The 12,523-nt window shown below is 71.4% G+C and carries 7 protein-coding genes; all 7 read right to left on the bottom strand.

Annotated features, from left to right (window positions below):
- Nucleotides 1-105 precede the first annotated feature (105 nt).
- The 7 genes from D3P35_RS01180 to D3P35_RS01210 all read right to left on the bottom strand — a co-directional run bounded on the left by D3P35_RS01180 (nucleotide 106) and on the right by D3P35_RS01210 (nucleotide 12,512).
- A complete protein-coding gene (locus D3P35_RS01180; RefSeq protein WP_118132618.1) occupies nucleotides 106-1,971 on the bottom strand; it encodes a feruloyl-CoA synthase in 1,866 nt (621 codons plus the stop codon).
- Between the two features lie 154 nt (nucleotides 1,972-2,125).
- Nucleotides 2,126-3,025, bottom strand: coding sequence for a transglutaminase family protein (locus tag D3P35_RS01185; protein WP_118132619.1), 900 nt, complete (start codon nucleotides 3,023-3,025; stop codon nucleotides 2,126-2,128).
- 4 nt (nucleotides 3,026-3,029) lie between these two features.
- On the bottom strand, nucleotides 3,030-5,387 hold the full coding sequence (locus D3P35_RS01190) for a circularly permuted type 2 ATP-grasp protein (RefSeq protein WP_198670414.1): 2,358 nt from the start codon (nucleotides 5,385-5,387) through the stop codon (nucleotides 3,030-3,032).
- Nucleotides 5,388-5,441: 54 nt separating this feature from the next.
- Nucleotides 5,442-8,762 carry a DUF2126 domain-containing protein gene (locus D3P35_RS01195; RefSeq protein ID WP_118132621.1) on the bottom strand — a complete coding sequence of 1,107 codons (3,321 nt, stop codon included), beginning with the start codon at nucleotides 8,760-8,762 and terminating at the stop codon, nucleotides 5,442-5,444.
- A gap of 129 nt (nucleotides 8,763-8,891) precedes the next feature.
- Complete coding sequence (locus tag D3P35_RS01200; protein ID WP_118132622.1) at nucleotides 8,892-10,496, bottom strand: glycosyltransferase family 39 protein; 1,605 nt, start codon at nucleotides 10,494-10,496, stop codon at nucleotides 8,892-8,894.
- A gap of 292 nt (nucleotides 10,497-10,788) precedes the next feature.
- Nucleotides 10,789-11,904 carry a 3-dehydroquinate synthase gene (gene aroB, locus D3P35_RS01205; RefSeq protein ID WP_118132623.1) on the bottom strand — a complete coding sequence of 372 codons (1,116 nt, stop codon included), beginning with the start codon at nucleotides 11,902-11,904 and terminating at the stop codon, nucleotides 10,789-10,791.
- Nucleotides 11,901-12,512, bottom strand: coding sequence for a shikimate kinase (locus D3P35_RS01210; protein WP_118132624.1), 612 nt, complete (start codon nucleotides 12,510-12,512; stop codon nucleotides 11,901-11,903). The genes aroB and D3P35_RS01210 overlap by 4 nt, the downstream gene beginning before the upstream one ends.
- Between the last annotated feature and the right edge of the window lie 11 nt (nucleotides 12,513-12,523).

A 12,523-nucleotide genomic window follows, 5' to 3' on the forward strand; every position in this document is an offset into this window, starting at 1 on the left:
CCGCTCGCGCCCGGCCCCCCCGGTGGCAAGGCAGGCTTTCGCGCATGGCAGAACGGCGCCCGAACCGGGCGCCGTTCCCCATGCCATTCCCGACCCTGCTGCCGCTCAGCCCCGCACGGGCGCGCGCGCGCAGAGCACGTGGACCGGGGCCGGCTCGGCGTAGAGGTCCTCCACCAGCTCCTTGCGGGCGGCGAGCACGGCGCGCTGGTTGATCGAGCCCTTGTCGGTCATCTCGTGGCGGTCGATGGAGGGCGGCTCGGCGGCCACGGTCACCCGGGAGACGAGGGTGGAGGAGCCGGTAGCGCGCTCGGCGAGCCGGCCGATGCCCTCGCGCACCGCCGCGACCAGCGCGGGATGGCGGGCGAGCTCGGCCTCCCCGGCCGCCTCCAGCCCCGGCGCCACCTTGCGCGCCGCGTCCACGTCGAGGAACAGGATCGCGCCGATATGCCCGCGGTCGAGCCCGGTCAGCACCGCGTCGCGCACGTAGGGCGCGAGGCCGTGGATGAGCTGGCTGCGCACGGCGGCGAAATTCACCCAGGTGCCGGTGGAGAGCTTGAAATCCTCCGTCACCCGGCCGTCGAAGAGAAAGCCCTTCGAGACATCGCCGGGGTCGACCATCTTCAGCGCGTCGCCGATGAGGTAGTAGCCCTCCTCGTCGAAGCTCTCGGCGGTCTTGTCGGGCTGGCGCCAGTAGCCCGGCGTGATGGAGGGGCCGCGCAGGCGCAGCTCGTGCTTCTCGCCGTTGGGCACCAGCTTGATGTCGAGCCCCGCGGCCGGCAGCCCCACCTCGCCCGGCCGGCCCACCGGCCAGGTGGTGGTGAAGGCGAAGGGCGCGGTCTCGGTGGAGCCGTAGCCGGTGACGATCATGATCTTCTCGCCGATCGTCTCCATCGCGTAGGCCTCGAGCTGGTCCCACACGTGCTGCGACAGGCTCGCACCCGCGTATTGCAGCAGCTTCACGCGCGAGAAGAAGGTCTCGCGCAGCGCCTTCGAGCGGCCCAGGTGCTCGCACAGCATCTCGTAGCCCTTGGGCACGTTGAAATAGATGGTCGGCGCCACCTCGGCGAGATTGCGCACCGTCTTGTCGATGCCCTTCGGCGTGGGCGCGCCGTCGTCGATGTAGAGCGTGCCGCCGTTGTAGAGCGCCATGCCGAAATTGTGGTTGCCGCCCGCAGTGTGGTTCCAGGGCAGCCAGTCGACCAGCACGGGCGGCTCATGGGCGATATAGGCCCAGGCCTCGGCCATCATCTGCTGGTTGCAGGCCAGCATGCGCTGGGTGTTGATCACCGCCTTGGGCATGCCGGTGGAGCCGGAGGTGAAGAGGAATTTCGCCACCGTGTCGGGGGTGACGGCAGCATGGCGGGCGTCGACCTCCGCGCCTGCGGGCAGTGCCTCGAGCGCCTCCACATGCGTGCCGCCCAGCCCCGCGCTGTCGCCCGCGTGGAGCAGCGCCATGCCCGCCCCCACCGCGGCGAGCGCCGGGGCGAAGGGGCCGGTGTCCTGCACGAAGAGCGCGCCGGGGGTGATGAGCCCCAGCACGTGGCGCAGCTTGGCGTAATCGGTGGAGACAAGCGAATAGGCCGGCGAGACCGGGGCGTAGGGCACGCCGGCGATCATCGCGCCGAGCGCCAGCAGCCCGTGGTCGATGGAATTGCCCGAGAGGATGGCGAGCGGCCGCTCCGGCCCCAGGCCGAGGTCTATCAGCCCCTGAGCGATGTTGCGCGCCCGCGCCCGCGTCTCGGCGAAGGTGAGCTGCCGCCAGGCCCCGCCCTCGCCGCTGCGGTCGGCGAGGAAGAGCTGGTCCGGGCGCTCGACGGCCCACTGGTCCAGCCGGTCGGTGATGGCGCGGGGGTAAGGGCCAAGCGTGCGGCGCGAGCGCATGTGCAGAACGCCGCCGGGCGCCTCGCTCAGGCTCACGTCCATGTCGCCGAGCAGCACCGGGCGCAGCCCGGGCAGCGAGATGAGCGGCATCGTTTCCTCCCAAGGATTCTTGTTCTGGTATTTTTGTTATTGTGTATAACAGTAATGGGAGTCGATCAAGCGATTTGCCGGGCCGCCGCGCAACAGGCTTGCCCCGCGCGGCCCTGGTCGCGCAGCATCCTTTCGCCCGGGGGAAGCCTGGGGTTCAGCCGGCGGCGGCAGTGGCGGGTTTGACCGGGATCACGTCGACCGCCTGCTTGGTCTGGTGGCCGCCGAAGGTGCGCAGCACGCCGATCACCGGGGCGACATCGGCATAGTCGCGCCCGTGGCCCACGGTGATGTGGTCGGTGCCGGTGACCATGTCGTTGGTGGGGTCGAAGCCGATCCAGCCGGCGGCGTCGCCGCACCAGGCCCGCACCCAGGCGTGCATGGCGTCCGCCCCCTCGAGGCGCTCCTGCCCGGCCGGGGGCTCGGTGCGCAGGTAGCCGCTCACGTAGGCGGCGGGGATGCCGAGCGAGCGCAGGGCCGAGATCATCACATGGGTGAAGTCCTGGCACACGCCGCGCCTCTGGTCGAAGGCCTGGCGGGGCGTGGTGTCGACCTTCGTCGCCTCGGGGTCATAGGTGAAATCGTCATGGATGCGCGAGGTGAGGCGGCGCACGGTCTCGATCACGCTCTCGCCGGGCACGAGGGTCTCGCGCGCATAGGCGGCGATGCTGCGGTCGAGCACGACGCGCGGCGAGGCGGCGAGGAAATGATGCGGCGAGTCCGGGCCCAGCGAGGTGAGGGCCGCGAGCTCGGCGCCGAGCTCGGCCGGCCCGCCCGAGAGGTCGTAGCCCTGCTCCACCGGCTCCACCTGCACCCGCGCCTGCATTCCGATCTCCAGCGCCTCGTGCGGCTCGCGGAAGGCGATGGACGAGTAGCAGTTGCCGTAGAAATCCGTGCCCTCCTCGCGCTCGGCCGGCTGCGGCGTGACGGTGACCGAGCCCGCCACCAGCCGCTGCAGCCCGGGGATGTTGAGCGGCAGCACCCGCACGATGTGCCGCCCGCCGGCCACCGGGGCCTCGTATTCGTAGCTGATGGTCAGGCGGAGGTCATAGAGCATCGGGTCAGGCCATGTAGGTCGTGGAGAGCTGGTTGGAGAGCGACCAGATATCCTCGGCGAGCGTGTGCAGATACTCCTGCGTGAGGTCCTCGGGGGTCTGGACGGCGAGCCCGGCATGGGTGCGGGTGACCGCGCGCATCAGCGGTGACATCTGGCCATGCACGAGCGCGCTGGGCAGGAGCTCCACCTGCTCGCGGATCTCGTCGAGCTGGTAGAGGATGGAGCGCGGGTTCAGCCGGTCGAGGGCGAGGAGGTCGAGCACGGTGAGCGGCTGGGTGGCCACCGAGTAGCGGCGGCGGTGGGTCATCACGCTGTCGGCGATCTCCACCACCATGTCCTGGGCGCCCTCGGGCGCGTCCTCCGCGGTCATGTGGGCGAGCAGCCGGGTCATGTGCAGGCTGCGCTCCAGCCCGCGGCCGATCACGAGGAAGCGCCAGCCGGTGAAGCGGTACATGTTCTCGTGCAGGAGGCCGGCGAAGCCCGCGAGCTTGCGCAGCAGCACCGTGGCGGCGCGGGTGGCATCGTCGCCCGGCTGCACCCGGGTGCGGAACTCGCGCAGCGTGCGGGTGAGGTCGTTGAGCGCCAGCCAGCCGTCGACCGAGAACCGGTCGCGGATGTGGCTGGCGGAGGTGAGCGCGCTTTCCACGTTGGCCAGCAGCCCGTCGGGGATGGCCTGGTCGACGTCGATGTCGATGCCGGCGAGGTATTCGCTGACATGGGCGAGCAGCGGCGCCTGCGGCTCGTCGAACTCGGCGAGGCGGGCGTGCCAGGCGCGCAGGATGCGCAGCGTGGCCTCGGCCCGCTCGATGTAGCGGCCGAGCCAGTAGAGATTGTCCGCCGCCCGGCTGGGCAGCGAGCCGGCCGAGAGCCTCGTGATGCCGGTCTGGTCGCGCGGCAGGAGGGTGGGTTTCTCCACCGGCCCGTCGCTCACCACCCAGACATCGGCCGCGTTGCCGCCGCGCTGCATGGCGATGGCGGTGGGGTCGGGGCTGGAGCCGATGCGCGCGAAGCCGCCGGGCATGATCTTCCAGCCCGAGGCGGTGCGGGCGGCGAACACGCGCAGGCTCATCGGCCGGGGCACGAGCTGGCCGTTCACGTAAGCGGGCGTGGTGGAGAGGGTGACCGCCTCCTGCCCCACCAGCTTCTCGCCCTCCTTCGCGATCCAGCTGCGCGCCGCGTCCTGCGCCTGCTCGCGCATGGTCGCGCCCAGCATGGTGGCGCGGGTGTCGTCGAAGGGGAGCCTCGTGGAGAGCGCCGGGCCGATCATCATCCGCTCGAGGTTCTGCATCACCAGCGCGCGCTCGGCCGGCTGGCCGCACCACCAGGTGGCGATGGAGGGCATCGCGAGGTCCTCGCCCATCAGCGCGCGGGAGAGGGCGGGCATGAAGGCGAGCATCGCCCGCAGCTCCAGCACGCCCGAGCCGAGGGCGTTGATCATCGTGAGCCCGCCGTGGCGCAGCGCGCTCACGAGGCCGGGCGTGCCGATATGGCTGTTCTGGTTGAGCTCCAGCGGGTCGGCGAAATTCGAGTCGAGCCGGCGCCAGAGCACCTCCACCGGCTTCAGCCCGGCCACGGTGCGCACCATGGCCCGGCCGTCGACCACCGTGAGGTCCTCGCCCTCCAGCAGCATGAAGCCGAGGTAGCGGGCGATGTAGGCGTGCTCGAAATAGGTCTCGTTGAGCGGCCCGGGCGAGAGGATGCCAACCCGCCCGTCCATGCTCTGGCGCAGGCCCTGCATGGTGTCGCGGAACTCGCCGAAGAAGCCGGCCAGCCGGTGGACGTGCATGTCGGCATAGGTGTCGGTGAAGGCGCGGGCGGTGGCCACGCGGTTTTCCAGCGCGAAACCGGCGCCGGAGGGGGCCTGGGTGCGGTCGCCCAGCACCCACCAGGCGCCGTCCGGGCCGCGGCCGATCTCGAAGCAGCAGAAATGCAGGAAATGCCCGCCCGCCGGCCGTACCCCCACGAGGGGCCGCAGGTATTCCGGCGAGGCGGCGATCAGCCCGGGCGGCAGGTGGCCGTCACGCACCAGGGTGCCGGGGCCGTAGATGTCGGCCACCACGCGCTCGAGCAGCTCGGCGCGCTGGGTGAGCCCGGCGACGATGCCCTGCCACTCCCGCTCCTCGATGAGCACGGGGATGTGCGACAGCGGCCAGTCGCGCTCGCGCGTCGCGGTGTCGCCGTAGATGCGGTAGAACACGCCCGCATCGCGCAGGTACTGGTCGGCCCGGTCGAAACGCGCCTCGATCTCGGCACGGCTCTGCCCCTCCAGCGCTGCCACGAAGGCGCGCCAGACCGGGCGGATGCGGCCATCGACATCCACCATCTCGTCGGGCACGCCCGGCAATGGTCGGTACCCTGCCATGGCCGCCCCCCCGTCAGTCCTGTCCTTCTCCGGCGATCCCGTCATCTCTGCCCACTACACGAACGCCGCCCGCCTGAGGTCGAGCGTATGCGGAAATTCCGCGTGCGGCACCTCCTCCGCGAAGCCGAACGCGCCGGGGCTGTGCCCCCTCGCCTCGAACCGCGCCAGACGCCGTGCCTCCGCTTCGTTCCCGTTTACCGGGAACGTGTCGTAGCTGCGGCCCCCGGGATGTGCAACGTGATACACGCAGCCGCCCACGGAGCGCCCCGACCAGCGATCGTAGAGGTCGAAGGTAAGCGGTGTGTTCACGGGCAGCACCGGATGCAGGCCCGAGGGCGGCTGCCAGGCCTTGTAGCGCACGCCCGCCACCGAGACGCCCGGGCTCACCTCGCGCAGCGGCACCTTGCGGCCGTTGCACAGCACCACGTGGCGCGCGGGGTTCAGCCCCTCGGCGCGCAGCTGCAGCCGCTCCACCGAGCTGTCGGTGTAGCGCACCGTGCCGCCGATGATCCCCTCCTCGCCCATCACGTGCCAGGGCTCCAGCGCCTGGCGCAGCTCGAGGGTGACACCCTCGTAGGCCACCTCGCCGCAGAAGGGGAAGCGGAACTCGGCCTGGGCCACGAACCACTGCGGGTCGAGGTCGAAGCCATGCGCGCGCAGGTCGGCCAGCACGTCGAGGAAATCGGCCCAGACGTAATGCGGCAGCATGAACCGGTCATGCAGCGCCGTGCCCCAGCGGGTGAAGGAGCCCTGCACCGGGTTCTGCCAGAAGCGGGCGATGAGCGCGCGGATCAGCAGCTGCTGGGCGAGGCTCATGCGCGGGTGCGGCGGCATCTCGAAGCCGCGGAACTCCACCAGCCCCAGCCGGCCGGTGGGCCCGTCGGGGGAGAACAGCTTGTCGATGCAGATCTCGGCGCGGTGGGTGTTGCCGGTGACGTCGATCAGCAGGTTGCGGAACAGCCGGTCGGTGAGCCAGGGCAAGGGCGGCTCGCCCTGCCCCGGTGCGGGCACCTGGGCGAGGGCGATCTCGAGCTCGTAGAGCCCGTCATGCCGGGCCTCGTCGATGCGCGGCGCCTGGCTGGTGGGGCCGATGAACAGGCCGGAGAACAGGTAGGAGAGCGCCGGGTGCCGCTGCCAGTAGAGCACCATGGATTTCAGCAGGTCCGGCCGGCGCAGGAACGGGCTGTCGAGCAGCGTGGCGCCGCCCACCACCACGTGGTTGCCGCCGCCCGTGCCGCCGTGCTTGCCGTCGATCATGAACTTGTCGGCGCCGAGGCGCGACTGCCGGGCCTCCTCGTAGACCGCCTCGGTGGTGGCGACGCATTCCTCCCAGCTGCCCGCGGGGTGGATGTTCACCTCGATCACCCCGGGGTCGGGCGCGACGCGGATCACGTTGAGGCGCGGGTCATGCGGCGGCGCGTAGCCCTCGATATGCACCGGCAGGCCGAGGCGCTCGGCCGCGGCCTCGGCGGCGGCGACGAGGTCGAGGTAGTCCTCCACCCGGCTCACCGGGGGCATGAACACGCAGAGGCGCCCGTCGCGCGGCTCCACCGTCAGGGCGGTGCGCACCACGCCGTCGACCTCGCTCATCACCTGCTCGGAGCGCCGCTCTCCCGGTGTGTCGGGGGTGAAGCGCGCCTCGGCCTGGCCGGTGGCGCCGCGGGGCGGGCGCGGGTCCGGCAGGGTCTCGGGGATCTCGGAGGGGTCGGCGGGGTTGATGTAGGGAAAGCGCGCCGGGGTGACGAAGGGCAGCGAGCCCAGCGGCAGCCGGTAGCCCGCCGCACTGTCACCGGGCACGAGGAACAGCCGGCCGCGGCGGAAGCGCCAGCGCTCGGACTGCCAGGAGGGCCCGCGGGCCCTCGCGTTCCAGCGCTGCACGGGCAGAGCGTAGCCGGTGGGCTCGGTGAGGCCGCGCTCGAACACCTTGGCGATGCGCATGCGCGCCTCGGGGTCCTTCAGCTCCGAGTTTGCGGGGTCGACGTTGTCGGGGAGGTTCGCCTCCTTCACCAGCCACTCGGCGGGGTCCTCGTAGGCGGCGGCGATGTTTTGCTCGGGCAGGTCCAGCTCGGCGGCGATCTCTCCCAGCAGCGCACGGGCCTGCTCGGGGCCGACGCCGGCATCGGCGCTTTCGCGGGCGATGAGATCGGGGTTGCGCCAGATCGGCTTGCCGTCACGCCGCCAGTAGAGCGAGAAGGTCCAGCGCGGCAGGGTCTCGCCGGGATACCACTTGCCCTGGCCGTAATGCAGGAAGCCGCCCGGCGCGAAGCGCTTGCGCAGCCGGCGGATCAGCTCGTCCGCCCGGTCGCGCTTGGTGGGGCCCACGGCGGCGGTGTTCCACTCGGCACTCTCGAAATCGTCGATGGAGACGAAGGTGGGCTCGCCCCCCATGGTGAGGCGCACGTCGCCGGCCTTCAGCGCCGCGTCCACCTTGTGCCCCAGCGCGTTCAGCGCCTCCCAGGCCTCCTCCGAATAGGGCTTCGTGATGCGCGGATGCTCGGAAACCCGCGAGACCTTCATGTCGAAGGCGAAATCCACCTCCGCGGGCTCGGCCATGCCGGAGATCGGTGCCGCGTTTCGGTAATGCGGCGTGGCGGCCAGCGGAATGTGGCTCTCGCCGGTCAGCAGGCCCGAGGTGGGGTCGAGCCCCACCCAGCCGGCCCCGGGCAGGAACACTTCCGCCCAGGCATGCAGGTCGGTGAAGTCATGGTCGGTGCCGGAGGGGCCGTCGAGCGCCTCCACGTCGGGCTTGAGCTGGATCAGGTAGCCCGAGACGAAACGCGCGGCAAAGCCGAGGTGGCGCAGGATCTGCACCAGCAGCCAGGACGTGTCGCGGCACGAGCCCTTGCGCAGCTGCAGCGTGTCGTCGGGGGTCTGCACCCCCGGCTCCATGCGGATGATGTAGCCGATGTGCTGGCTGAGCGCGAGGTTGATCGCCACCAGCATGTCGAGCGTGCCCTGACCCTTCTCCAGCGCCAGCCCCTCGACGTAGGCGCGCAGGCGCGGGCCGTCCTGGTCGACCCGGCTGTAGATCGAGAGATCCTCCACCAGCTCGGGCGGATACTCGAAGGGCCATTTCTGCGCCACGTCCTCGAGGAAGAAGTCGAACGGGTTGTACACCGTCATGTCGGCGACGAGGTCGACCTCGATCTTCAGCTCGGTCACCGGCTCGGGGAAGACGAAACGCGCCTGGTAGTTTCCGTACGGGTCCTGCTGGAGGTTCACGAAATGCTCCGCCGGAGAGACCTTGAGCGAATGGCTCAGCACGCCGGTCTTGGAATGCGGCGCCGGGCGCAGCCGGATCACCTGCGGGCCGAGGCGGATCGGCCGGTCGTACTTGTAATGCGTGAGATGATAAATGCTGGCCTTGATAGACATGGTCCCCCCTGAACTGGACCGGCAGAGGAAACCACAGTCTTCGCAACCGCACCATCCTGTTTCTTGCACGATTCCACTCGGGTATTCCGCAACCGGGGCCGGCGCGCGCCCGCGGGGGCGCGGCCGGGATCAGGGCATGTCGTCGTCCTCGGTGGTGTCTTCCTGCACCGGGCCGGAGCCGTCCTCCGGCCCCTCGGCCGGCACGTCCACCGGCGGGGCGGGCAGCGCGCCGGGATCGGTCGCGAAGGTGTCGTAGCCGAGGAAGCCGTTCACCCGCCAGATCGAGTAATCGAACTCCCGGTCGACATGGGTTGCGAACACCCCCTCGTCGATCCGCTCGGAGGAGGCGAAATGCCGGGCGATGCGCGCGCCGTCGCCGAGCGTGACCAGCAGCATCGGCCCGTTGCGCTCGCCCTCCGTGAGGCTCGCGACCATCTCGTAATGGTTGCTCACCATGCCCTCGGGGTTCCACACCCTGATGGCGCTGGGCGGCAGGGCGGCGAGGAAGGAGCATTCCGCCAGCCGGCGCCGGTCGTTCGAGAGCAGGGTCTCCACCCCGGTGTCCTCCATCGCGAGGATCACCCGCTCGCAGAAGGGCGGCCCGATGCGCACCTTCTTGTAGGGGTCGCCCGCGCGCGGCAGGCCGGTGCCCCACTGGCTGTAGACCGCACCCGCGCTCCACAGCAGCACGGTGGCCACGGCGCCGATGACGAGATGCGCCATCAGCCCGCGCCGCCAGCCCCGCCGGGTGAGGAAGCAGGCGGCGATGATCGAGCCCGCCACGTAGCAGGGCGCGGCCCAGTTCGCGTTGGCCCCGCCGTTGAGCGACTGCACGCACATGGCGAGGAACAGCGGCGCGGTGAGCCAGAACAGCAGCCGCTTGCGCCACTCGCCCCGCCATTCGCGCCACTGCGCCGCGGCCCAGAAGATGGCCACGAGGAAGATCGGCCCGATCACGCCGGCCTGCGCGCCGATGAACTCCGGCAGCCCGCCGAAGGAGATGCCCTGCCCGGTGTCCGCGTTCTCGCCCAGATGCGCGACGGAGGCGAAGCGGTGCACCCCGAGCCAGATCAGGTTCGGCGCCCAGACCAGCAGGAAGCAGCCCGCCGCCAGCAGCGGCCCGCGCCAGGTCCGCGCCCCCTCGCGGGAGAAGAGCGCATAGCCGATGGCCCCGCCAGCAAAGGCGATGGCGGTGTATTTCGCCAGCATGCCCGCGCCGAGCGACAGGCCGAGCACGGCCCACCAGGCCCACGGCTCCGGCGTCTTCTTCGTGCGCTTGAGGGTGAGGATGCGGGTGAGCGCGTAGAGCGCGCCGGCCCAGCCCAGCATCATCAGCGGGTCGGTGGTCATCAGCCCGGCCGAGACCGTGACCCCCGGCGCCGCGAGATAGCCCAGCCCGGCCCAGAAGCCGGTGCGCGCGTCGAACAGCCGCCGGCCGGAGGCGAAGATCAGCCAGGCGATCCAGGCATGCACCAGCGGCACGAAGAAGCGCAGGCCGAAGAGCGTGTCGCCGAACACCTCGGTGGAGAGGCGGATGGCCCAGGCCACCAGCGGCGGCTTGGAGTAATAGCCGAAGGCGAGGGCCTCGCCATAGGTCCAGTACTGTGCCTCGTCGAAATGCGCCGGGATCACGCCGGAGGCGTTGAACAGCTCGCGCAACAGCGTGATGGCGGCGATGGAGACCAGCAGCCACCCCAGCCAGACATTCTCGGCGATCTTGCGTTTCTTGGCCATGCGCAGGGTCTCCGGAAGTCAGGGCGGCGCGGGTCGGACGGCGGTCAGCCGGCGGGGGCGCCGCCGGCCCCCTGCTCCTTCCTCATTCGGGCGGAGAAATCAACCGGCTTCCGCCCCGATGTGATGCCGCGTGCGGGCCCGCCGCAGCGTCAGAGCGGCCGTGTCCCGGCGCGGCACGCGATGCGCGGGCGCCTTCCCGCGCCCCCGGGCGGCACACCGCGCGCCTTGCAGGCAGAGGCGGCGCCGCGAAAGCGCGCCGCGCGCCGGCGAAGGTCGGCCAGGGCCGCGCGGCTCAGCGCCGCTCGGCCAGCGCCTCCACCAGCACCGCGCGCAGGGCGGCGGGGTCGGCCTCGGGCTCCACGTAGGCGTCGCCGATGTCGCGGGCGAGGATGAAGGTGAGGCGGCCGTCGCGCACCTTCTTGTCCTGGCCCATGAGCGCGATCAGCCCGTCCGCGTCGGGCAGCGGGCCGGGGATGTCGGCGAGGCTGCGCTTCAGGCCCATCTCGGCGAGATGGGCGCGCACCCGGCTCGGGGTTTCCTGTGCGCAGAGCCCCATGCGGGCCGAGAGCTCGAAGGCCAGCGCGCAGCCGATCGCCACGCCCTCGCCGTGCAGCAGCCGGTCGGAATAGCCGGTGGCCGCCTCCAGCGCATGGCCGAAGGTGTGGCCGAGGTTGAGCAGCGCGCGCTCGCCCTGCTCGGTCTCGTCGCGCAGCACGATGTCGGCCTTCATCCGGCAGCAGCGCCGCACCGCCTCCACCCGCGCCGCGGCATCGCCCGCCGCCATCGCAGGCGCATGCGCCTCGAGCCAGGCGAAGAACCCGGCGTCGCCCAGCAGCCCGTATTTCATCACCTCGCCGTAGCCGGCGAGAAAGTCGCGCTGCGTGAGCGTGCCCAGCAGGTCGGTGTCCGCGATCACCAGCCGGGGCTGGTGGAAGGCGCCGATGAGGTTCTTGCCCTGGCGGGCGTTGATGCCGGTCTTGCCGCCCACCGAGCTGTCGACCTGGGCGAGCAGCGTGGTGGGCACCTGCACGAAGCCCACGCCGCGGCGCAGGATGGCGGCGGCAAAGCCCACGAGATCGCCGATCACCCCGCCGCCGAAGGCGACGACGAGATCGCCCCGCTCCACCTTCGCCTCCAGCAGCCAGTCGACGCAGGCCTGCAGCCCCTCCCAGCCCTTGGTGCCCTCGCCCGCCGGCAGGGTGGTGGACTGCACCGAAACGCCCCCCGCGGCAAGGCCCGCCACCAGCGCCTCGAGATGCAGGGCGGCCACCGTCTCGTCGGCCACCACGGCCACGCGCGGGCGCTTCAGGAGCGGTGCGACCAGCGCGCCTGCCTGCCCGATCAGCCCGGCGCCGATATGGATGTCATAGGCCCGGCCCGGCAGGGCCACGTGCACGATGTCGCTCATTGCTCGTCTTTCTCCTTCAGCAGCCGGGCCACCGGGGCCAGGGTCGCGTCGCGGGCGGCGAGATGGGCGAGGATGCGGTCGGCGGCGGCCTGGTGGCCCTCGCCGCCCAGCGAATCCACCACGATATCCGCCTCGGCATAGATCGGGTCGCGCACCGCCATCAGCCGCGCGAGCGCGCCGCGCGGGTCGGCCCCGGCCAGCAGCGGCCGGCCCGGCTTGCCCTTGATGCGCTCGAACACCACGTCGAGCCCGGCGCGCAGCCAGAGCGACACCCCCTTCTCGCGGATCACCGCCCGGGTGGGCGCCTGGATGAAGGCCCCGCCCCCGGTGGCGAGGATGCGCGGGCTGCCGCTGAGCAGCCGGTCGACCACCCGGGTCTCGCCGGCGCGGAAATAGGGCTCGCCGAAGCGCTGGAAGATCTCCTGCACGCTCATGCCGGCCGCGGCCTCGATCTCGTGGTCCGAATCGGTGAAGGGCACGCCCAGCCGCTCGGCCAGCACCTGCCCCACGGAAGATTTGCCCGCGCCCATTATCCCCACCAGCACCAGCGTCCGGCGCAGGCCGGGCGCGACACCCGGAGGGGGGCTTGCGGGGGGCGTTGGGGTCATTGGCTTGGGCG

The organism is Oceanicella sp. SM1341 (assembly GCF_003448965.1).
Taxonomy (GTDB): domain Bacteria; phylum Pseudomonadota; class Alphaproteobacteria; order Rhodobacterales; family Rhodobacteraceae; genus Paroceanicella.

Bases quoted from the DNA above. Each gene is read 5' to 3' on its own strand.
- D3P35_RS01180 (WP_118132618.1), bottom strand. From the start codon at position 1,971: ATGCCGCTCATCTCGCTGCCCGGGCTGCGCCCGGTGCTGCTCGGCGAC.
- D3P35_RS01185 (WP_118132619.1), bottom strand. From the start codon at position 3,025: ATGCTCTATGACCTCCGCCTGACCATCAGCTACGAATACGAGGCCCCG.
- D3P35_RS01190 (WP_198670414.1), bottom strand. From the start codon at position 5,387: ATGGCAGGGTACCGACCATTGCCGGGCGTGCCCGACGAGATGGTGGAT.
- D3P35_RS01195 (WP_118132621.1), bottom strand. From the start codon at position 8,762: ATGTCTATCAAGGCCAGCATTTATCATCTCACGCATTACAAGTACGAC.
- D3P35_RS01200 (WP_118132622.1), bottom strand. From the start codon at position 10,496: ATGGCCAAGAAACGCAAGATCGCCGAGAATGTCTGGCTGGGGTGGCTG.
- aroB (WP_118132623.1), bottom strand. From the start codon at position 11,904: ATGAGCGACATCGTGCACGTGGCCCTGCCGGGCCGGGCCTATGACATC.
- D3P35_RS01210 (WP_118132624.1), bottom strand. From the start codon at position 12,512: ATGACCCCAACGCCCCCCGCAAGCCCCCCTCCGGGTGTCGCGCCCGGC.